Origin of the sequence: Anoxybacillus sp. J5B_2022 (assembly GCF_026847645.1) — a bacterium.
GTDB lineage: Bacteria > Bacillota > Bacilli > Bacillales > Anoxybacillaceae > Anoxybacteroides.
In genome coordinates, this window is record NZ_JAPSMC010000052.1 from 1 (window position 1) to 20,103 (window position 20,103).

The window sequence follows — 20,103 nt, forward strand, 5'->3', positions numbered from 1 at the left end:
AACGAAAAGCCGAAGTTAGGCATCACGAAAAGCGTAGGCGACTCCTTTTCTTCTGAGCCCTGTTATCTAGTTTTGAAGGAACAACCCTTCATTCGCCTAGTGACGATAGCGGAGAGGACACACCCGTTCCCATCCCGAACACGGAAGTTAAGCTCTCCAGCGCCGATGGTAGTTGGGGCTAGCGCCCCTGCAAGAGTAGGACGTCGCTAGGCTGAATTTATGGTTTTTTATCATCTCGGGGTGGAGCAACGAGCAACGCATCTATGAATTTACTGCGAGTTGTCCCGACGCATTTAGCTTCTTTGAATATGCTAGTAGAGGAAGGGACAGGACGAATAATCCTCCTCGAACTCGCATCAGCGTACCGCTCGATCCACATTTTGAATAAGCTTATTGAGAGCGGGACGGCTAGAGACATTGAGCATAATAAAAATTTTATTTACCTTTTATCATCGCGGGGTGGAGCAGCCCGGTAGCTCGTCGGGCTCATAACCCGAAGGTCGCAGGTTCAAATCCTGCCCCCGCAACCAAATAATGGTCCCGTAGTGTAGTGGTTAACATGCCTGCCTGTCACGCAGGAGATCGCGGGTTCGAGTCCCGTCGGGACCGCCATTCCAAACGAAACGATGCAGTTTCGTCTTTTTTTGTGTCTTTTTCTACCCCATTCCCCCTTTGTATAAAATAGAGTGACATCCTTAGGAAAAAGCTTTCCTAAGGACTTTTTTATGTTTAGCCTTATCCGAAAAGTAGCAACTACTAGCTATAATATGGTACAATGTCAAACGCAGGCTATCCATCATAACCAATGCCTCGCATTTGTCGAGATAGCATATTGAACAACAGAAGTGAGCGTGCCTTTATTTTTCATTGATCGATAAATTCTCCATCTTAATCTGAGCTAGGTGAACAATTATGAAACGTTATGAACATATTGTACACTCCGTTGAGGAAACACTAGAGTTTGCCTCTCAATTAGGAGAAAAACTAAAAGAAAACGATGTTATTGCACTAGAAGGCGATTTAGGGGCAGGGAAAACTACATTTACGAAAGGATTGGCCAAAGGATTAGGAATTACACGGACAATTAATAGCCCAACATTTACCATTGTGAAAGAGTATCAAGGTCGCCTTCCTCTATATCATATGGATGTATATCGATTAGAAGATACGTTTGAAGATTTAGGATTTGATGAATACTTTGATGGTGGCGGTGTTACTGTCATTGAATGGGCCCATTTGATTCAACCGCAACTCCCACATGAATTATTATGGATTTATTTATATCATCAAGGAGAATCGGAACGGAAAATTGTTCTTGACCCGATTGGGAAACGATATGAACAGCTATGTAAGGAGATTGTTGAGACATGAATGTATTGGCGATTGACACATCGAATGCGGTAATGGGAATTGCGCTAGTGGAAAATGGGGTTGTCAAAGGGGAAGTGATCACGAATATAAAAAAAGACCACTCTACGCGTGCGATGCCGGCCATTCAATCACTAATGGCAGATTGTCGTATCGTCCCTCAAGCGCTTAATTTAATTGTTGTAGCGAAGGGACCAGGTTCTTATACAGGTGTGCGGATCGGTGTCACAATTGCCAAAACGCTAGCATGGACGTTGAGTATTCCGATCGTAGGTGTTTCTAGCCTTGAAATACTTGCAGCTAACGGACGGTACTTTCACGGATTTCTCTCCCCGCTATTCGATGCAAGAAGAGGACAAATTTATACAGGATTGTATCGCTATCGCGAAGGCCAGCTTGAGTGTGTGGAAAGTGACCGTCTTGTCTTGGCAAGTGAATGGGCGCAATACTTACGTGAAAAAAATGAACCTGTTCTATTTTTAGGTGGAGATCTTGCTTTGCATCAAGCAACTTTGGCGGAGGCACTTGGGACGGCGGCTTTCTTTTCCCCTGCTCCGTTGCAGTTGCCGCGTCCAAGCGAATTAGCGTTTCTTGGAATGCAAAAAGAACCTGAAGCGGTCCATTCGTTTGTTCCGAACTATGTCCGACTTGCGGAAGCAGAAGCGAATTGGCTTGCGAAGCAGAAGGAGCAAAATCGTTATGGAGATTAACTTTCGTCCGATGACGCTGGATGATCTTGACGGGGTGTTGGCGATTGAAAAAACTTCGTTTACGCTTCCTTGGAGTCGAGAAGCTTTTTATAACGAACTCGTTCATAACCGATATGCTAAGTATGTCGTCATGGAGCATGACGGTCGGATTATCGGGTACTGTGGCATGTGGGTCGTCATTGATGAAGCACATATTACGAACGTTGCGGTATTACCGGAATATCGCGGGAAAAAGTTAGGGGAAGCGCTCATGCGCAAGATGATGGAAATCGCCAAGCAACTCGGCGCGGTGACGATGACATTAGAGGTGCGTGTCTCTAACAATGTTGCACAATCGTTGTACCGTAAATTAGGGTTTTTAAATGGAGGAATCCGTAAAAGGTATTATCCAGATAACCAAGAAGATGCTCTTGTAATGTGGGTGAATTTAACGTGAAGAAAGATATTTATGTACTAGGAATAGAGACGAGTTGTGATGAAACGGCTGCTGCTGTAGTGAAAAACGGAAGAGAAATTATGTCGAATATCGTCGCCTCACAAATTGAGAGCCATAAGCGTTTTGGTGGAGTTGTTCCTGAGGTAGCGTCGCGTCACCATGTGGAACAAATTACACTAGTAATAGAACAAGCGATGAACGAGGCAAATCTTTCTTTTTCTGAGTTGGATGCGATTGCGGTGACACAAGGGCCTGGCCTTGTCGGTGCGCTTTTGATCGGTGTCAATGCAGCAAAGGCGTTAGCGTTTGCCCATCAGCTTCCGTTAGTTAGTGTTCATCATATTGCTGGGCATATTTACGCGAACCGCCTTGTCACAGAAATGAAATTTCCGTTATTGTCGCTTGTTGTGTCTGGAGGGCATACAGAGCTCGTTTACATGAAGGAGCATGGGGAGTTTGAAGTCATCGGGGAAACACGGGATGATGCAGCTGGAGAGGCGTATGATAAAGTAGCACGAGCGCTCTCGCTTCCGTATCCAGGTGGACCTCATATCGACCGGCTGGCTCACGAGGGAAAGGTGACGATTGATTTGCCGCGGGCGTGGCTGGAAGAGGATTCATACGACTTCAGCTTTAGTGGGCTAAAATCGGCTGTCATTAATACGCTGCATAATGCTCATCAACGCGGGGAAACGATTGAGGCAAAAGATATGGCCGCAAGTTTTCAAGCGAGCGTCATCGACGTGTTAGTGACGAAAACAGTGAAAGCTGCTCAAGTATATAAAGTTCGCCAAGTGTTGTTAGCCGGTGGAGTTGCGGCGAACCGAGGGTTACGAACCGAACTAGAACGGAAAATGGCTGAGCTGAAAGGAGTGGAACTTGTTATTCCACCGCTTTCCCTTTGTACCGATAATGCAGCGATGATTGCTGCAGCTGGAACGATATTATTTGAAAAAGGCAAATACGCGACGATGTCGCTAAATGCGAATCCAAGTTTAGAGTTAGAATGAGAAGAGAACCCCTTTTGTTGTCAAGAGGGGTTTTCTTTTTTGAAAAAATGTTTGAATGTGAATATTTTTATCCACAAACCGTGAATATTGTGGAAAATAAGAACGAAGTTTTACATATCAAGGAGATGTTAACCACAAGTAGGTGGGGATTTTTCTCCTGTTTTTTGTGGATAATGTGGAAAACAGCGTGAATAACTTGATTTTAAAGGGAGTAATTGTGTGAAAAACTGTGGATAATAAAAACATCCATCGCTTACGAAAACGATGGATGTTACTAGCAGTTATTATTGTGATGTATGAAGTGCTTCCCATTCCGCCATTAGTGCTTCTAGTTTTTCTTTCATTTTTTCATTTTCTTTTGTAAGTTGTTGTGCTTTTTGGAAATCTTCGTATATGTCAGGTTCGCATAACTGTTGTTCAATGTCGGCGATTGTTTCTTCAAGCTGGGTAATTTCATTTTCAATTTCTTCAATTCGCCGCTTTCGTTGCCGCTCGAGTTTTTTCGCTTCTTTTTCTTGTTCGTATTGTTGTTTTCCGGCGTTGTTTCCTTTCTGTTGTTGTTTTTCTTCGAGCGTGAGGCGCTCTAGTTCCATCATTTCGGTTTTTTTCGTGATGTAATAGTCGTAGTCCCCTAAATATTCGGTAATGCCGTCTTTTGTTAATTCGTATACTTTCGTGGCAATTCTGTTAATAAAATAGCGGTCATGGGAAACGAAAAGAATCGTTCCTGGATAGTCGATGAGCGCGCTTTCGAGAACTTCTTTACTGTCTAGATCCAAATGGTTGGTCGGCTCGTCCAAAATAAGAAAATTCGCTTTTTGCATCATTAATTTCGCCAGCGCCAGCCTTACCTTTTCTCCGCCGCTTAACGTCGATACCGGCTTTAGCACATCATCACCGGAAAAGAGGAAATTCCCTAATACTGTCCGGATTTCTTTTTCTGATTTTAATGGATACTCGTCCCAAAGTTCATCGAGCACGCGTTTATTGGACGACAAATGAGCTTGGTTTTGATCGTAATAACCAATTTGGACGTTAGATCCGTAGCGAAACTGTCCGCTTTGTAGCGAAAGTTTACCCGTGATCGCTTTCAGCATCGTCGACTTACCGATTCCATTCGGCCCGACTAAAGCGATGCTATCGCCCCTTGTGATGCGAAAATGAATGTTGCGAATGATCGGTTCTTCGCCGTAGCCCACTGTCACATTTTCAGCGCTAAGAACATCATTCCCGCTCTGTCGTTCAATTTCAAAAGAAAACGAGGCGGATTTTTCATCCTCCGTTGGTTTTTCGATTCGCTCCATTTTCTCTAGCTGCTTTCGGCGGCTTTGTGCACGTTTCGTTGTCGATGCGCGGGCGATGTTGCGTTGAATAAAGTCTTTTAATTTCGCTACTTCTTCTTGTTGTTTTTCATATAGCTTCCATTCGCGCTCTAAGTCTTCGGCTTTTTGTTGTAGGTATTTGCTATAATTTCCGACGTATTTTTTCATAGTAGTTCTCGATAGCTCGTATACTTGTGTAACGACTTTATCTAAAAAGTAACGGTCGTGGGAAACGATCAAAATCGCACCGGGATACCCTTGCAAATATTGTTCGAGCCACGTCAAGGTGTCCATATCTAAATGGTTCGTTGGTTCATCAAGAATGAGCAAATCCGGTTTTTTTAGCAACATTTTCCCGAGCACCAAGCGCGTTCGCTGCCCGCCGCTTAATGATTGGACGAGTGTTGTCTGGTAGTCATACTCGGAAAAATGCAGCCCATGCAAAACGGAACGAATTTCGGCTTCGTATTGATACCCGCCTTGTTCTTTAAATTTTTCTTGCAGAGCATCATAATCTTTTAATAGTTTTTCGTACCGTTTCTGATCGGCAATGACATCATGGTTGCCCATTTGCCACTCCATCACGCGTAGCTCTTTTTCCATTTCTTGCAGCGGAGCAAATACCGTTAACATTTCGTCCCATATGGACAAGGTGGAGTCAAGTCCGCTGTCTTGCGCCAAATAACCGATGGTGACGTCTTTTGGTCTGATGATTTCTCCGCTATCGTACGACATTTCACCAGCAATGATTTTTAGCAACGTCGATTTTCCTGCTCCGTTTCTTCCAACGAGCGCAATTCGGTCTTTTGATTGTATTTCCAGTTTTATATTCGATAAAATAAGATCAGCACCGAAATATTTGGAAAGCTGACGCACTTGTAAAAGCATCATAATTTTTCACCTCTCGTTTAGTGTAGCGCAACTCGTTTTTGCTAGGCAATCGAGTAGGAAAAGACAGATGAAAAAAAATAGTGTATAGTTTATATTGTGGAGGAGATTTCATTTGGCAGCATTTACACATTTTAACGAACAAGGTCATGCAAAAATGGTTGATATTACCGAAAAAACGGATACGGTGAGGACAGCGGTAGCGAGGACAAGCGTTACAGTGAGCAAAGAAATTTATGAACAAATTACGAACCGTACAGTGCAAAAGGGGGATGTTTTAGCGGTTGCCCAAGTGGCAGGGATTATGGCAGCGAAAAAAACAGCAGAGATCATTCCGATGTGTCATCCGCTCATGTTAAAAGGGGTGGATATTCAGTTTGACTGGGAAACGAAAGATGCACATTATCAGTTACTAATTACAGTAACCGTTAAAACAAAAGGGAGCACAGGAGTGGAAATGGAAGCGCTAACGGCTGCATCTGTCTGTGCGCTGACCGTGTATGATATGTGCAAAGCGCTTGACAAAGGGATTGTGATTGGTCCGACGTATTTAGTCGAAAAAACAGGTGGAAAATCCGGTCATTACCGGCGTGAAGAGAAACAAGAAAAGTAGATGGTTCGAATGTGGGGGATTATGCATGAGCAATGAACAGCCAAAAATTCCACAGGCAACGGCGAAACGACTACCATTGTATTATCGATTCTTGAAAAATTTACATGCATCTGGAAAGTTGCGAGTATCATCAGCTGAACTGAGCGAAGCGGTCAAAGTAGATTCAGCCACGATTCGCCGCGATTTCTCTTATTTCGGTGCGCTCGGAAAAAAAGGGTATGGCTATAACGTCAGCTATTTATTGTCTTTTTTCCGAAAAACGCTTGATCAAGACGAGATCACCGAAGTAGTGCTTGTTGGGGTCGGGAATTTAGGAACAGCTTTTTTAAATTATAATTTTATGAAAAATAATAATACGCAAATTGTCATGGCGTTTGATGTCGATGAGGCAAAAGTCGGTACAGAAGTGGGTGGAGTGCCTGTTTATCATTTAGATGAACTGGAGGAACGGCTGAATGAACGAATTACGGTGGCAATTTTAACGGTACCTGCCTATGTGGCGCAGTCGATTACGGACCGCCTCGTTCAGAAAGGAATTAAAGGGATTTTAAACTTCACTCCTGCACGTCTAAATGTACCGGAAACGATTCGAGTGCATCATATTGATTTGGCAATTGAATTACAGTCGCTTGTGTATTTTTTAAAAAACTATCCGGCTGAATAAAAGGGAGTGAAGATGATGAAGTATTTACTCATTTTGTTTGTCATTGTTTTGCTATTTGGAACGAAAAAGCTTCCAGAACTCGGGAAGTCGCTCGGTCAATCTTTAAAAGAGTTTAAAAAAGAAACAAAAGAATTAACCGACGAGGACGGTAAAAACGCGTAATATAGGTAGGATGGTCTCATATGAATGATAAAGAAATGTCGCTATACGAACATCTTGGAGAACTGCGAAAGCGGCTGATCATCGTGCTCGTCTTTTTTGCGGTAGCGATGATTGCCAGCTTCTTTTTCGTGGAGCCGGTCATTGTTTATTTACAAAAAGCAAGTGAAGCAAAAGAGTTGACGATGAACGCATTTCGGTTGACGGATCCGATTAAAGTTTACATGCAGTTTGCGTTTGTCATTGCGCTCGTTTTAACGGCGCCGGTTTTACTGTATCAAATTTGGGCATTTGTCAGTCCGGGATTATACGAAAAAGAGAGAAAGGTAACGCTTAGCTACATTCCGTTATCGCTCTTTTTATTTCTCTGTGGTGTCTGTTTTGCCTATTTTGTTTTGTTTCCGTATGTAGTGCGGTTTATGGAAAGTTTAGCTTCTGATTTAGGTGTTCAGCAAATGATCGGCATTAATGAATATTTTTCGTTTTTATTGCAGCTTGTGCTGCCATTTGGTGCGGTTTTTCAGCTGCCGGTGATTGTGATGTTTTTAACACGTCTCGGCTTAATTACGCCGACGCTGTTGTCGAAAGGGAGAAGGTATGCGTATTTGATTTTGTTAATTGTCGCAGCGATCATTACGCCTCCGGATGTAATTTCACAGCTTATTGTGATGATTCCGCTTTCGATTTTATATGAAATTAGCGTATGGATTTCGAAAATTGCCTATCGAAAAGTGTTGTTGGCGGAACAAAAGGCTGACCTAGAAGAATAGGCCAGCCTTTATTCGTGTTTATTTTTCCATTTCACGTACAACGCGACTAATCGTAAAGCCATTCCTAAATCTAATGTAGCCATCACCATTAACGCAACGGTTGAAAAATTCCAAATGGTTTCTTGTGCGCTTTCAATCGCTAAATATGTAAATAAAGCGCCCATTAGGAAATAGAAAAACGAAGTTTGTAACGGTGAAGAGTTCATTTTAAAAGCCCCCAAATATAAATTGCATCTTTTCTGTTTCCCTCATGATTTGCTCGATGTAGTCAGCGAAAATCGTTTGCATGGCGACGACGAATGTATTCATGGCAACATGGGCAAAAATCGGTACGAAAATGCGTTTTGTCTTCGTGTAAAGAAGGGCAAACGTAAATCCCATTGCTGAGTATAAAAGAAGGTGTTCAAATTCCATATGAACCGCTGCGAACAATAAAGAACTAGTCGTCGCAGCAATGAAAAAGTTGTATTTTTCATAAAGTGTGCCAAAAATGATTTTACGGAAAATGACTTCTTCTAAAATCGGCCCAATGACCGATGTGACAATGACAAGCGCAGGCGTTAGGCGAATGATGTCGACAATGCGTTTTGTATTTTCTGAGCCCATTTCAATACCGAATAGGCGCCATTCGATGTTAGCAGCAATGCTTTGCGCGAACAACGCGAGAAAAAATCCGCCGATCGCCCATAGCCAAGCGATCGCCAGTGGAGCGCGGTCGCGAGTATGGCGCTGCTTCATATCGTCCCGCAACCAAAAGAGAACGAGAAAAAAGTTAGCGTAAAACTAATGACCGCCCAATATCCGGACGCGGCTTCAGCGGCATTGCCAGAATGCGCCCCAACTCCGAGCGAAAGCAACAGCGGTACCCCTGCGATACTCGATAGCTGCATCATAATATAGGCGATGATAATAAACCAATATTGCCGTTTCAATGGTGATTCCCCTTTACGAAAAAAATAGTGGCGCTTCTCGTATTGTAGCACATTTATTGTAGCACATTATATGGTGTTAGAATAAGCGATAATATGCCAAGCGTGTTGATTAACCATTAAAAACTAGTTGACATCGCTCTATTCCTAGCTTTTCTGCCGTAGTCGGCAAGCGGTTCGCTTGCCGACTGGGAGTATTAGCATGCCCTCCTCGAACAATGAACGCTTTGCGGGCAAATTACATTTGCCCGCCGGCGTTCTTGTTCGAGGGATGAGGCAGAAAAGCTTGTGTTCAGTCATATGATTCTGTGTTTTTAGTAAAATAATGGATAATCAACACTCGTGATAATATGCAATTGGGGGAGAGACTTATTAAGTGGAGCGGTTTAGATTTGGGCGAATGAGGCATACTTGAAAAGGGGAATAAAATTTTACAATTTTTTTGTGTTTCCTACTTGCAAAAACACATGAAGTTCATTATTATTATAAGTGTGTTAGCACTCGATAGAAACGAGTGCTAATAAGTGCGGCAAAAAAATATTGTTTGAGGAGGTTGTTTTCCGTGTTAAAGCCACTAGGTGATCGCATTGTCATTGAGCTAATTCAGACTGAAGAAAAAACTGCAAGCGGTATTGTGTTGCCAGACACTGCGAAAGAAAAACCACAAGAAGGAAAAGTTGTCGCAGTTGGTACAGGGCGTGTTCTTGACAGCGGTGAGCGCGTAGCTCCAGAAGTAGCGGTAGGCGATCGCATTATCTTCTCAAAATATGCAGGTACAGAAGTAAAATACGAAGGAAAAGAATACTTAATTTTGCGCGAAAGCGACATTTTAGCTGTTATCGGTTAATGACTTACAGCTTCATATCATAGAGAAAAACAGTTGGAGGAGGTAATGGTTCATGGCAAAAGAAATTAAATTCAGCGAAGAAGCTCGTCGTGCGATGCTACGCGGTGTGGATAAATTAGCAGATGCAGTAAAAGTAACGTTAGGTCCTAAAGGCCGCAACGTTGTGTTGGAGAAAAAATTTGGCTCTCCATTAATTACAAATGACGGGGTAACAATTGCGAAAGAAATCGAGCTAGAAGATCCGTTTGAAAATATGGGTGCGAAGCTTGTTGCAGAAGTAGCAAGCAAAACAAATGACGTTGCTGGTGACGGTACAACAACGGCGACTGTATTAGCTCAAGCGATGATCCGTGAAGGCTTGAAAAACGTAACAGCTGGTGCTAATCCAATGGGTATCCGCAAAGGGATTGAAAAAGCGGTTGCTGTTGCGGTAGAAGAGTTGAAAGCAATCTCTAAACCAATTCAAGGAAACGAATCGATTGCACAAGTGGCAGCGATTTCTGCAGCTGACGAAGAAGTTGGGAAATTAATTGCAGAAGCAATGGAGCGCGTTGGTAACGATGGTGTTATTACGTTAGAAGAGTCAAAAGGCTTCACAACAGAGCTAGATGTTGTAGAAGGTATGCAATTTGACCGCGGATATGTATCTGCGTACATGGTAACAGATACAGAAAAAATGGAAGCAGTATTAGAAAATCCATACATCTTAATCACAGATAAGAAAATCTCAAGCATCCAAGACATCTTGCCTGTACTAGAGCAAGTTGTACAACACGGTAAGCCGCTATTAATCATTGCAGAAGATATTGAAGGCGAAGCGCTTGCAACGTTAGTAGTGAATAAGCTTCGTGGTACGTTTACAGCAGTAGCGGTAAAAGCGCCTGGCTTTGGTGACCGTCGTAAAGCGATGTTAGAAGACATTGCGATTTTAACTGGCGGTGAAGTGATTACAGAAGAATTAGGCCGCGATTTGAAATCGGCAACGATTGCATCGCTTGGTCGTGCGTCAAAAGTAATCGTGACAAAAGAACATACAACGATTGTCGAAGGTGCTGGCGACTCTGATCGCATTAAAGCACGCGTCAACCAAATTCGTGTTCAATTAGAAGAAACAACTTCTGAATTTGACCGCGAAAAATTACAAGAGCGCTTAGCGAAATTAGCTGGCGGCGTTGCGGTCATTAAAGTTGGTGCAGCGACAGAAACAGAATTGAAAGAGCGCAAATTGCGCATTGAAGACGCATTGAACTCTACACGTGCGGCTGTTGAAGAAGGTATCGTAGCCGGCGGTGGTACAGCGTTAATGAACGTTTACAGCAAAGTGGCTGCCATCGAAGCAGAAGGCGATGAAGCAACAGGTGTGAAAATCGTTCTTCGCGCAATCGAAGAGCCAGTTCGCCAAATTGCGCAAAACGCTGGTTTAGAAGGCTCTGTCATTGTTGAGCGCTTGAAAAATGAAAAACCTGGTATTGGCTTCAACGCTGCAACTGGCGAATGGGTAGACATGATTGAAGCAGGTATTGTGGACCCAACAAAAGTAACTCGTTCTGCACTTCAAAACGCAGCATCTGTTGCCGCTATGTTCTTAACAACAGAGGCAGTCGTTGCGGACAAACCAGAAGAAAACAAAAACACACCAGGCATGCCTGACATGGGCGGCATGATGTAATAGACGATGAGAACCTAGATTCCATTTGGAGTCTAGGTTCTTTTTATTTTTTAAAGGATTTTTCATATTAAACGTAGAATGTGAAAATAATGGAACAAAGAGAAAGAGGAGTTTGAAGATGGAAAAGGAAATGTTACAGCCGCAAATCGCAAATATTGTGCAAAATATCGAAAAAGTAATAATCGGAAAGCGAGATGTTACGACATTAAGCATCGTTGCTTTGCTCGCAGGAGGGCATGTGTTATTGGAAGATGTTCCGGGCGTCGGAAAGACGATGCTCGTTCGGGCGTTGGCGAAGTCAGTCAGTGCCCAGTTCAGACGCATTCAGTTTACTCCTGATTTACTTCCTAGCGACGTGACAGGTGTGTCTATTTATAATCCAAAAGAAGGACAGTTTGAATATAAAGCAGGTCCGATTATGGGGCATATTATTTTGGCAGATGAAATTAACCGCACCTCACCGAAAACACAATCGGCTTTATTGGAGGCGATGGAAGAAGGGAATATCACGGTTGATGGCATCACAAGACCGCTGCCGCGTCCATTTTTTGTGATGGCGACGCAAAACCCGATTGAATATGAGGGGACGTATCCGTTGCCGGAAGCGCAGTTAGACCGGTTTTTGCTTAAAATGAAAATGGGCTATCCGTCGCTTTTAGAAGAAATCGATATATTACACCGCGTCGAAAGGAAAGCGCCAATTGATGACTTGCAGCCGGTCATTACGGTGGAGGAATTGCTTTCCTTGCAGAAACACGTGAAAGAAGTATACGTCGGTGAGCCGATTAAACGATACATTGTCGAAATTGTGCAGCGGACTCGTTCGCACGCTTCGATTTATTTAGGAGTAAGCCCGCGCGGTTCGGTCGCATTAATGAAAGCAGCGCAAGCATATGCGTTTATGCATACCCGTGATTTTGTCATTCCAGACGACATCCAGTTTTTAGCCCCATACGTGCTTTCGCATCGACTCATTTTAAAGCCAGAAGCGAAGTTTGACGGACTTTCCGCCGAAGAAGTGATTATGCAACTTCTTTCGCGTACCCCAGTACCGGTGCAAAGGTAGTGGATTAAGCATGAAAAAGAGACTAAAATTTATACGCCAAATAGGAACGGTGGTCGCATTAATTGGTAGCTTATTTTCTTACGCAATGTTTCAAGGAGGGTTTGTCAGCTGGTTTTTATTTTATAGCTTTTTGCCATTCGGATTATGTGCGTTAGCGATTGCAGCCTATCCTCTTCGCCGCATCCAAATAGCGCGAACGATTGCTTCTTCATCGTATTATGCGGGAGATACGTTGACGGTGACTATTTCGCTTCATTTACCGTTTTTTGTGCCGCTTGCTTATGTGATGGTCGATGAAAACTGGCCGCTTGCATTGCAGCAAATCGAACGAAATCGCGCGATGCCGCTATTTTGGCGCAAGACGTATTCATGTACTTATACCGTCTCTAATTTGCCGCGTGGGGAGCATTTATTTTCAGCAATTCGCGTAACGATGACGGACTGGCTTGGATTGGTGACGAAAGAAACGGCATTTCCAATTGAAGATGTTATTATTGTATATCCACGTTATGTGGAAATGAAATACCGAAAAGTTGGCTCTCAGTTGGACCAGGGCGGGGTCGCTTCTCCTGTTTTGCTTCATCGCGATATGACGATGGCAGTGGGGGTTCGGGAATACGTCCAAGGCGACCGGTTTTCTTGGATTCATTGGAAAGCGTCGGCGCGAAAAAATGAGCTGATGACAAAAGAGTTCGAAGAATGGCAAAGCGACGATATTGTCGTTGTGCTTGACCGTACGCCTACCCCATTATTTGAGGAAATGGTCACGTTTACCGCTTCTTTCCTTCGCGCTGCTATCAAAAAGGGGGTACAAACCGGACTGATTTCCGTTGGAAGCGATCGTTTCATTTTCCCTTCCCGAAACGGGGAAGCGCATTTACAGCAACTGTTTTATCATTTAGCGAAAACAGCATGTGACAGCCTTCAGCCGTTTGCTCGTATTATTCAGCAAGAAATGGCTCAATGGCCGCTATCCGTTTCCATAAGTTATGTCACATCACAGCTTACGAAAGAAACAGCCGCCTCTCTCTCTGATTTTGCCGCCAAAAATCGTCGTGGGACTGTCTTTTTAATAAAACGCGACGAACATGGGGTGGCGAATGAAGAACGAGAATTGCTCGAGCAATTGCGCAGAAAAGGAATAATTACAATCATCACAACACCAGAACAGTTTGCAAACGCCTTATTTGGAGGTGGGAAGTAAACCGTGAACAATACGAAAAAAGAGCGAATTTACCGATTCGTTTTGTCGATCGTTGCGTTTTGGCTTTTATGGGAGTGGCTAGTACCGCTAAAAACGGTCTCCGACACGAAAAACGTAGACGTGTTTATCGGGTTTGTTGCGTTTTGTTTATTGCTTTCTTTTTGGCGTCTGCCGCGTTGGCTAGCTGCTAGCTTCAAGTTGTTTTATATTTTTTATGCATTAAACGTGTTATTTTTCCATGTCCCGTTTTTGTCGTTCCGCTGGTTGCCGCTATTAGCGCAAGAGGTCATTGCGCACGTCACAATCGTTCGTCATTTTCGCTGGCTCGAAATGACGAACGTGTTTCGTAGCCTACTCTTTTTTCTTTTGTTATGGATGATGGTGTATTTAGTGCGATATTGGCTATTGATTCAAAAAAGGATTTTGTTGTTTTATGCGATGACGGTCACATATATAGCAGTGCTGGATACGTTTACGGCTTTTTACGGAAACGGGGCGATTGTTCGGCTAGTGGGAGCGGGTTTTTTCTTGGTAAGCTGGCTTCATTACGAGCGATTGCAAGAAACGAAAATATATCCAAAATGGCTTCTTCTATGCATGGGCGGCATCGGCATTTCTTTGCTGATGGGCTATATCGGGCCGAAGCCTGCGCCGCAATGGCCGGACCCGGTCGCGTTTATGAAAAGCTATGCGAAAGAACCGCAACAGGCAACAGCTAATCCTGCTCCCGCCGTTAAAAAAATCGGATATGGTACCAACGACTCACGGTTAGGTGGGCCGTTTGAGGCAGATAATACTGTTGTTTTTAAGGTTATTGATGAACAGCGCCATTACTGGAGAGTCGAAACAAAAGATGTGTACACTGGAAAAGGATGGGAAGTTTATGATACGGTACAAATTCAAACGTTTGACAATGGGGACGTCACTCATTCATGGTGGGACAACCGTGTTAAAAAAGCAATATCGGTTGCGGCTGTACAAATGGCACAGGCCCGTATGTATTTAGTCTATCCGGAAGGGGTCAAAACAATAAGCACCCCACAAAATGTTGTCTTTCGCATGCAGTTGTCCAATGAAAAAATTTACCCGACTGATCGCGAATCGTACATTCAGCCGATACAGGAATATGTGCTGACATACGAGTATCCAACTTTTTCGGTGGAACAGTTGAAAGCAGCGCCACCAGTAAACGACCGTTCGCTTGTCGAACGATATACACAACTTCCAGATACGTTACCGCCAAGAGTACGCCAACTAGCACAAACGATTACAAAGGAAAAAACGACACTATACGAAAAAGCGAAGGCGATTGAACAATATTTCCACTTTAGCGGCTTTGCTTATGAAACGAAAGAAGTGGCGGTTCCTGGAAAAAACGACGATTACGTCGACCAGTTTTTATTTGACACGAAAAAAGGGTATTGTGATAATTTTTCTACATCGATGGTCGTAATGCTTCGCTCGCTCGGAATTCCTGCCCGTTGGGTGAAAGGGTACACGTCAGGGCAATATATCGGCGAATCAGAAGATGGAAAAAAGATGTATACCATTACTAATAACAACGCCCATTCATGGGTAGAAGTATATTTTTCCGGCATCGGCTGGGTGCCGTTTGAGCCGACACAAGGTTTCAGCAATCCATATTCATTTACGGAAACCGCGCCGAAAAACGTCCCAATTCCTGTTCCGAAACAAACAGAGCCAGTGCAGCCGCGCGTGAAACTAAACAACGTACTTGAAAAGGAACGTCCATCATTGACGAGTTGGAAGGATAAGTGGACGGCGTTTATTACGTGGAAATCCATTGCGGGATTCTTGCTCGTTATTTTTAGCGTAGTTACGCTTCTTTTTGTTACGAGAAGGAAATGGTGGCCGTATGTGACATTGTTTCGTTTTCGCTACCGACGCAGCGATGATATAGTTGTAAAAGCATATATCGCGTTATTAAAGCATTTGCGCGATTACGGCTTAAACCGAAAGCAAGGACAGACGCTAAGGCAATATGCCACTTCGGTGGACGCTGCATTTGGAACGAACGAGATGAGTCGTTTGACGCTTTTGTACGAACGAGCGATTTATAAAAACGACCTAGTAGACGATCAATGGAGCGAAATAAAAGAATTGTGGGAAAATTTAATAAAAAGAACAGTGTCTTGACCACCATCTGAAAGTGTTGATAGAATGAATTAAAATTTAAGACGCGATGTACCTTCGTATATCCTCGATAATACGGTTCGAGAGTCTCTACCGGGACACCGTAAATGACCCGACTACGAAGGCAGATTTTCTATAGCGCTAGAATTCTGCCTTCGTTTTTGCTGAAAGAGGTATGAATTCTAGCTTTTATTATTCCATTCGGGGTGATAGTTGTGGGACAAAACCAAGAAATGATTGTTGTGCTTGATTTCGGAAGCCAGTATAACCAGTTGATTACTCGCCGCATTCGTGAGTTCGGTGTTTATAGCGAACTTCATCCGCATACGGTTACCGCTCAAGATATTGTAAAAATGAATGCGAAAGGTATTATTTTTTCCGGCGGGCCAAACAGTGTGTATGACGATCATGCATTTACGTGTGACCCAGCGATTTTTGAATTAGGGTTGCCGATTTTAGGGATTTGTTACGGCATGCAGTTAATGACCCATCATTTAGGTGGAAAAGTGGAAAAAGCGACGCATCGCGAATATGGGAAGGCAACCATCCAAGTTCAACATGCTTCTAAATTGTTCGGCCATTTACCGTCTGAGCAAGTTGTTTGGATGAGCCATGGCGATTTAGTAACGGAAACGCCAAACGGATTTACCGTGGATGCGACAAGCCCGTCGTGTCCGATTGCGGCGATGAGCGATGAAACAAGAAAGTTTTATGCTGTGCAATTCCATCCAGAAGTACGTCATTCGGTTTATGGAAATGATTTGTTAAAGCAGTTTGTGTTCGATGTGTGCCAATGTAAAGGCGATTGGACGATGGGAAGTTTTATTGACAATGAAATTCGTAAAATCCGCGATCTTGTCGGCGATAAAAAAGTGCTTTGCGCATTAAGCGGCGGCGTCGATTCTTCCGTTGCGGCCGTGCTTGTGCATCGGGCGATCGGCGATCAATTGACGTGTATTTTTGTTGATCACGGCCTGCTTCGCAAAGGAGAAGCGGAAAGCGTCATGAAGACGTTCCGTGAAGGGTTTCATATGAATGTGATTAAAGTGGATGCGAAGGAGCGTTTCTTAAGCAAATTAAAAGGCGTTTCCGATCCGGAACAAAAACGGAAAATTATCGGCAACGAGTTTATTTACGTGTTCGATGACGAAGCGGCAAAACTCGAAGGAATCGAATTTTTAGTGCAGGGGACGCTTTATACGGACATTATTGAAAGCGGTACGGCGACGGCACAAACAATTAAATCCCATCATAACGTCGGTGGATTGCCGGAAGATATGAAATTTAAACTTATCGAACCACTCAACACGCTCTTTAAAGATGAAGTGCGTGCGCTCGGAACGGAATTAGGGATTCCAAATGAAATTGTATGGCGCCAGCCGTTCCCGGGACCAGGATTAGGGATTCGCGTGCTCGGCGAAGTAACGGAAGAAAAGCTAGAAATCGTTCGCGAATCGGATGCGATTTTACGGGAAGAAATTAAAAAAGCGGGGCTTGACCGCGAAATTTGGCAATACTTCACCGTCCTTCCTGATATTCGCAGCGTCGGAGTGATGGGGGATGCGCGCACGTATGATTATACGGTCGGCATTCGCGCGGTGACATCGATTGATGGCATGACGGCGGACTGGGCGCGCATTCCGTGGGACGTATTAGAAGCGATTTCGACACGCATTGTAAACGAAGTGCCGCATGTGAATCGTGTCGTCTACGATATTACAAGCAAGCCGCCAGCAACAATTGAATGGGAATAAAAACGAACAAAAACGAACATTTTTTTTAAAATGTTCGTTTTTTATATTGACGATCGCCATGTCGGTTGCTAAAATGTAAATGGAAAAAACGAATATTGTCGAAATACGTCGTATAATCTCGGGAATATGGCCCGAGAGTTTCTACCAAGCTACCGTAAATAGCTTGACTACGAGGTATAATGGAGATTGAAAGTACCTTTGTCTTCTTAATCTATCCTTAAGAGGAAGGTCTTTCTTTTGTTCATTATCCTTATAGTCAACGCTTCTGGTAGCTTACTAGAAGCGTTTTACTATTTTATAAGGAGGACAAAGCAGTGAGAAGGTATTTCCAGTTTGATGAACTCGGTACAAATTACCGCACAGAAATTATTGCCGGGTTAACCACGTTCTTATCCATGGCTTATATTTTATTCGTTAACCCGTTTACACTTTCGTTAGGAGCGGTCAAAGATTTTCCGAACGAACTTCGGATTGACCAAGGTGCGGTGTTTGTTGCGACGGCTTTGGCAGCAGCATACGGCTCGATTTTGATGGGGATTTTGGCACGATATCCAATCGCGCTAGCACCGGGAATGGGGTTAAACGCGTTTTTTGCCTTTACGGTTGTATTGCATATGCAAATTCCTTGGCAAACAGCGCTCGCAGGAGTGTTTGTTTCGGGGATTATTTTCACGCTTTTAACGTTAACAGGGATTCGTGAAAAAATCATTGATGCTATTCCAGTTGAGTTAAAATATGCTGTCGGTGCTGGAATCGGTTTGTTTATTACATTTATCGGTTTGCAAAACGCAGGAATTATCGTTGATAATCCGGCCACGCTTGTTGGCTTAAGCGATTTGAAAAATGGCAATACGTTGTTAGCGATTTTCGGTTTAGTTGTAACCGTCATTTTAATGGTTCGGAAAGTCAACGGCGGCGTGTTTTACGGCATGGTCATTACGGCTATTGCCGGCATGATTTTCGGTTTAATTGAAGTGCCGAATAAAATCGTTGGTGCGATTCCGGACATTTCGCCGACGTTCGGGGTTGCGATTAAACATTTGCCAGACATTTTTTCGCTTAAAATGTTAGGTGTTGTATTAACGTTCTTTATCGTTGACTTTTTTGATGCAACTGGAACGCTGTTGGCGGTCGCGAACCAAGCAGGGTTGTTAAAAGACAACAAGTTGCCGCGCGCGGGGAAAGCGTTGCTTGTCGATGCAACAGCGGTAATGGTCGGGGCGATTTTCGGGACTTCGACAACGACTTCTTACATTGAATCATCTGCAGGTGTTGCAGCAGGAGGACGTTCAGGATTTTCGGCAGTTGTCACAGGTATTTTATTCTTGCTAGCGTTGTTCTTCTCGCCATTATTAAGCGTCATTACTGCACCAGTGACAGCGCCAGCTTTAATTATTGTCGGAGTATTAATGGCCTCTTCGATTGGAGAGATTGATTGGAAGAAATTTGAGGTGGCCGTTCCGGCGTTCTTTACGCTCGTCACAATGCCGCTTTCTTACAGCATTGCGACAGGAATCGCTGTTGGCTTCCTTTTCTATCCGATTACGATGATTTTAAAAGGCCGTAGCAAAGAAGTTCACCCAATTCTTTACGTATTGTTCTTTATTTTCCTTGCGTACTTTATATTTTTAAGAGAATAGAAGGAGAGATGCCTGCGAAAAACGCAGGCGTCTTTTTTTAGGAATAAAAACGGATCCATGAGCAGTGATTTTCATGATTGGGTGGGTGAGCAAAGCTTGCTCAAGGATGTTTTATTGGTTAAATTTGTTTTATAATTTAAGAAACGGAGGGAGAGGTTCTGATGTGGAAATTAGACATTGATCAAGACACGCAGTTGAAATTGCTTAAACAAGAAGATGCAGAGTTGCTTTTTGCTTTAGTTGATTCATGCAGACCTTATTTGCGGCAATGGTTGCCTTGGATCGATGCGACGCAAACAGTGGACAATTCCCGGCAGTTTATTGAGCTCGGCTTGCAAAAGTTTGCGGCTAATAACGGATTGGAAACAGGAATTTGGCATAAGGAGCAATTAGCGGGGGTCATCGGTCTTCATTATATTGACCGTACCAATAAAAAGACGAGCATCGGCTACTGGCTGGCGGAGCCGTTCCAAGGGTATGGATTGATGACGAGAGCGTGCCGTGCTTTGATTAGCTATGTGTTTGAGCAACTCCAATTAAATCGAGTGGAAATCAGGGTGGCAGTTGACAATCGCAAAAGCAGAGCTATTCCAGAACGACTCGGATTTGTGAATGAAGGAGTGGTAAGAGAAGTCGAGTGGCTGTACGACCATTTCGTCGATCATGTAGTATACGGAATGCTCGCGAAAGAGTGGTCAAGAAATTAAAGAGAAAAGCGCGTTGCTCGGGGTTGGGCAGCGCGCTTTTGAAATTAATAGTTGACTTGAGAAAGGAGACGGTGGTATATTATTAGAGTTGCTGTTAAACAGCAAAAAAATTCAACAAAAAGTTAAGAATAACTATTGACAACAACAAACAGAAATATTATTATATAAAAGGTCGTTTGTGAAGTGAGAATAT

Annotated in this window: 18 protein-coding genes, 2 tRNA genes, 1 rRNA gene, 1 pseudogene and 2 riboswitches; of the genes and pseudogenes, 19 read left to right on the top strand and 3 right to left on the bottom strand. The window is 43.5% G+C overall.

Annotation, left to right across the window (positions count from 1 at the left end):
- The first annotated feature begins 95 nt into the window (after positions 1 to 95).
- From rrf to tsaD, 7 genes are all read left to right on the top strand, one after another.
- Positions 96 to 212: ribosomal RNA gene (gene rrf, locus M4I42_RS12995) — 5S ribosomal RNA — on the top strand.
- A 241-nt stretch (positions 213 to 453) separates the two neighbouring features.
- Positions 454 to 530, top strand: a tRNA-Met gene (locus tag M4I42_RS13000).
- Positions 531 to 536: 6 nt separating this feature from the next.
- Positions 537 to 612 (top strand) — tRNA-Asp (locus tag M4I42_RS13005).
- Positions 613 to 912: 300 nt separating this feature from the next.
- Positions 913 to 1,371, top strand: a complete 459-nt coding sequence (gene tsaE / locus M4I42_RS13010) for a tRNA (adenosine(37)-N6)-threonylcarbamoyltransferase complex ATPase subunit type 1 TsaE (RefSeq protein WP_268852554.1) — start codon at positions 913 to 915, stop codon at positions 1,369 to 1,371.
- Positions 1,368 to 2,078, top strand: a complete 711-nt coding sequence (gene tsaB / locus M4I42_RS13015) for a tRNA (adenosine(37)-N6)-threonylcarbamoyltransferase complex dimerization subunit type 1 TsaB (protein ID WP_268852555.1) — start codon at positions 1,368 to 1,370, stop codon at positions 2,076 to 2,078. Before tsaE ends, tsaB begins: the two co-directional genes overlap by 4 nt.
- Positions 2,068 to 2,514, top strand: a complete 447-nt coding sequence (rimI, locus tag M4I42_RS13020) for a ribosomal protein S18-alanine N-acetyltransferase (RefSeq protein WP_442864112.1) — start codon at positions 2,068 to 2,070, stop codon at positions 2,512 to 2,514. Before tsaB ends, rimI begins: the two co-directional genes overlap by 11 nt.
- The gene (gene tsaD, locus M4I42_RS13025) at positions 2,511 to 3,524 is read left to right on the top strand and encodes a tRNA (adenosine(37)-N6)-threonylcarbamoyltransferase complex transferase subunit TsaD (protein WP_268852556.1); all 1,014 of its coding nucleotides are present in this window, start codon (positions 2,511 to 2,513) and stop codon (positions 3,522 to 3,524) included. The genes rimI and tsaD overlap by 4 nt, the downstream gene beginning before the upstream one ends.
- Positions 3,525 to 3,808: 284 nt before the next feature.
- On the opposite strand, the gene abc-f is transcribed toward tsaD, so the two are convergent.
- The gene (abc-f, locus tag M4I42_RS13030; RefSeq protein WP_268852557.1) at positions 3,809 to 5,737 is read right to left on the bottom strand and encodes a ribosomal protection-like ABC-F family protein; all 1,929 of its coding nucleotides are present in this window, start codon (positions 5,735 to 5,737) and stop codon (positions 3,809 to 3,811) included.
- Between the two features lie 112 nt (positions 5,738 to 5,849).
- Between abc-f and moaC the strand changes: the two genes are divergently transcribed.
- Genes moaC through tatC form a run of 4 tightly spaced genes read left to right on the top strand, consistent with a single transcriptional unit; the run spans position 5,850 to position 7,940 of the window.
- Entirely contained in the window at positions 5,850 to 6,347 is a 498-nt protein-coding gene (moaC, locus tag M4I42_RS13035; RefSeq protein ID WP_268852558.1) for a cyclic pyranopterin monophosphate synthase MoaC, read from the top strand.
- 25 nt (positions 6,348 to 6,372) lie between these two features.
- Positions 6,373 to 7,011 carry a redox-sensing transcriptional repressor Rex gene (locus M4I42_RS13040; protein ID WP_268852559.1) on the top strand — a complete coding sequence of 213 codons (639 nt, stop codon included), beginning with the start codon at positions 6,373 to 6,375 and terminating at the stop codon, positions 7,009 to 7,011.
- A 15-nt stretch (positions 7,012 to 7,026) separates the two neighbouring features.
- A complete protein-coding gene (gene tatA, locus M4I42_RS13045) occupies positions 7,027 to 7,173 on the top strand; it encodes a twin-arginine translocase TatA/TatE family subunit (protein ID WP_268852568.1) in 147 nt (48 codons plus the stop codon).
- A 20-nt stretch (positions 7,174 to 7,193) separates the two neighbouring features.
- Positions 7,194 to 7,940 (top strand): twin-arginine translocase subunit TatC, encoded by a 747-nt coding sequence (gene tatC, locus M4I42_RS13050; RefSeq protein ID WP_268852560.1) that lies wholly within the window; start codon positions 7,194 to 7,196, stop codon positions 7,938 to 7,940.
- An 8-nt stretch (positions 7,941 to 7,948) separates the two neighbouring features.
- On the opposite strand, the gene M4I42_RS13055 is transcribed toward tatC, so the two are convergent.
- A complete protein-coding gene (locus tag M4I42_RS13055) occupies positions 7,949 to 8,146 on the bottom strand; it encodes a YdiK family protein (RefSeq protein WP_268852561.1) in 198 nt (65 codons plus the stop codon).
- A gap of 1 nt (position 8,147) precedes the next feature.
- Positions 8,148 to 8,872 (bottom strand): annotated as a pseudogene (locus M4I42_RS13060) (lysostaphin resistance A-like protein).
- A 559-nt stretch (positions 8,873 to 9,431) separates the two neighbouring features.
- Between M4I42_RS13060 and groES the strand changes: the two are divergent.
- The 8 genes from groES to M4I42_RS13100 all read left to right on the top strand — a co-directional run bounded on the left by groES (position 9,432) and on the right by M4I42_RS13100 (position 19,910).
- Positions 9,432 to 9,716, top strand: coding sequence for a co-chaperone GroES (gene groES / locus M4I42_RS13065; RefSeq protein ID WP_066321986.1), 285 nt, complete (start codon positions 9,432 to 9,434; stop codon positions 9,714 to 9,716).
- A gap of 52 nt (positions 9,717 to 9,768) precedes the next feature.
- Positions 9,769 to 11,385 carry a chaperonin GroEL gene (gene groL, locus M4I42_RS13070; RefSeq protein WP_183185981.1) on the top strand — a complete coding sequence of 539 codons (1,617 nt, stop codon included), beginning with the start codon at positions 9,769 to 9,771 and terminating at the stop codon, positions 11,383 to 11,385.
- A gap of 118 nt (positions 11,386 to 11,503) precedes the next feature.
- Complete coding sequence (locus tag M4I42_RS13075) at positions 11,504 to 12,451, top strand: AAA family ATPase (RefSeq protein ID WP_268852562.1); 948 nt, start codon at positions 11,504 to 11,506, stop codon at positions 12,449 to 12,451.
- 10 nt (positions 12,452 to 12,461) lie between these two features.
- Complete coding sequence (locus M4I42_RS13080) at positions 12,462 to 13,655, top strand: DUF58 domain-containing protein (protein WP_268852563.1); 1,194 nt, start codon at positions 12,462 to 12,464, stop codon at positions 13,653 to 13,655.
- Positions 13,656 to 13,658: 3 nt separating this feature from the next.
- A complete protein-coding gene (locus tag M4I42_RS13085; RefSeq protein ID WP_268852564.1) occupies positions 13,659 to 15,812 on the top strand; it encodes a DUF4129 domain-containing transglutaminase family protein in 2,154 nt (717 codons plus the stop codon).
- 34 nt (positions 15,813 to 15,846) lie between these two features.
- A riboswitch (purine riboswitch) is annotated at positions 15,847 to 15,948 on the top strand.
- A gap of 94 nt (positions 15,949 to 16,042) precedes the next feature.
- Positions 16,043 to 17,563, top strand: coding sequence for a glutamine-hydrolyzing GMP synthase (gene guaA / locus M4I42_RS13090; RefSeq protein WP_268852569.1), 1,521 nt, complete (start codon positions 16,043 to 16,045; stop codon positions 17,561 to 17,563).
- An 88-nt stretch (positions 17,564 to 17,651) separates the two neighbouring features.
- Positions 17,652 to 17,753, top strand: a riboswitch (purine riboswitch).
- Positions 17,754 to 17,877: 124 nt separating this feature from the next.
- Complete coding sequence (locus M4I42_RS13095; protein ID WP_268852565.1) at positions 17,878 to 19,203, top strand: NCS2 family permease; 1,326 nt, start codon at positions 17,878 to 17,880, stop codon at positions 19,201 to 19,203.
- Positions 19,204 to 19,364: 161 nt separating this feature from the next.
- Positions 19,365 to 19,910, top strand: a complete 546-nt coding sequence (locus tag M4I42_RS13100) for a GNAT family N-acetyltransferase (RefSeq protein ID WP_268852566.1) — start codon at positions 19,365 to 19,367, stop codon at positions 19,908 to 19,910.
- Positions 19,911 to 20,103 lie beyond the last annotated feature (193 nt).

Excerpts from the sequence above, each read along its gene's own strand:
- tsaB (WP_268852555.1), top strand. The coding sequence starts at position 1,368 with ATGAATGTATTGGCGATTGACACATCGAATGCGGTAATGGGAATTGCG.
- tatC (WP_268852560.1), top strand. The coding sequence starts at position 7,194 with ATGAATGATAAAGAAATGTCGCTATACGAACATCTTGGAGAACTGCGA.
- tatA (WP_268852568.1), top strand. The coding sequence starts at position 7,027 with ATGAAGTATTTACTCATTTTGTTTGTCATTGTTTTGCTATTTGGAACG.
- abc-f (WP_268852557.1), bottom strand. The coding sequence starts at position 5,737 with ATGATGCTTTTACAAGTGCGTCAGCTTTCCAAATATTTCGGTGCTGAT.
- M4I42_RS13100 (WP_268852566.1), top strand. The coding sequence starts at position 19,365 with ATGTGGAAATTAGACATTGATCAAGACACGCAGTTGAAATTGCTTAAA.
- groL (WP_183185981.1), top strand. The coding sequence starts at position 9,769 with ATGGCAAAAGAAATTAAATTCAGCGAAGAAGCTCGTCGTGCGATGCTA.
- tsaE (WP_268852554.1), top strand. The coding sequence starts at position 913 with ATGAAACGTTATGAACATATTGTACACTCCGTTGAGGAAACACTAGAG.
- M4I42_RS13075 (WP_268852562.1), top strand. The coding sequence starts at position 11,504 with ATGGAAAAGGAAATGTTACAGCCGCAAATCGCAAATATTGTGCAAAAT.
- guaA (WP_268852569.1), top strand. The coding sequence starts at position 16,043 with ATGATTGTTGTGCTTGATTTCGGAAGCCAGTATAACCAGTTGATTACT.
- rimI (WP_442864112.1), top strand. The coding sequence starts at position 2,068 with ATGGAGATTAACTTTCGTCCGATGACGCTGGATGATCTTGACGGGGTG.
- M4I42_RS13055 (WP_268852561.1), bottom strand. The coding sequence starts at position 8,146 with ATGAACTCTTCACCGTTACAAACTTCGTTTTTCTATTTCCTAATGGGC.
- M4I42_RS13080 (WP_268852563.1), top strand. The coding sequence starts at position 12,462 with ATGAAAAAGAGACTAAAATTTATACGCCAAATAGGAACGGTGGTCGCA.
- M4I42_RS13040 (WP_268852559.1), top strand. The coding sequence starts at position 6,373 with ATGAGCAATGAACAGCCAAAAATTCCACAGGCAACGGCGAAACGACTA.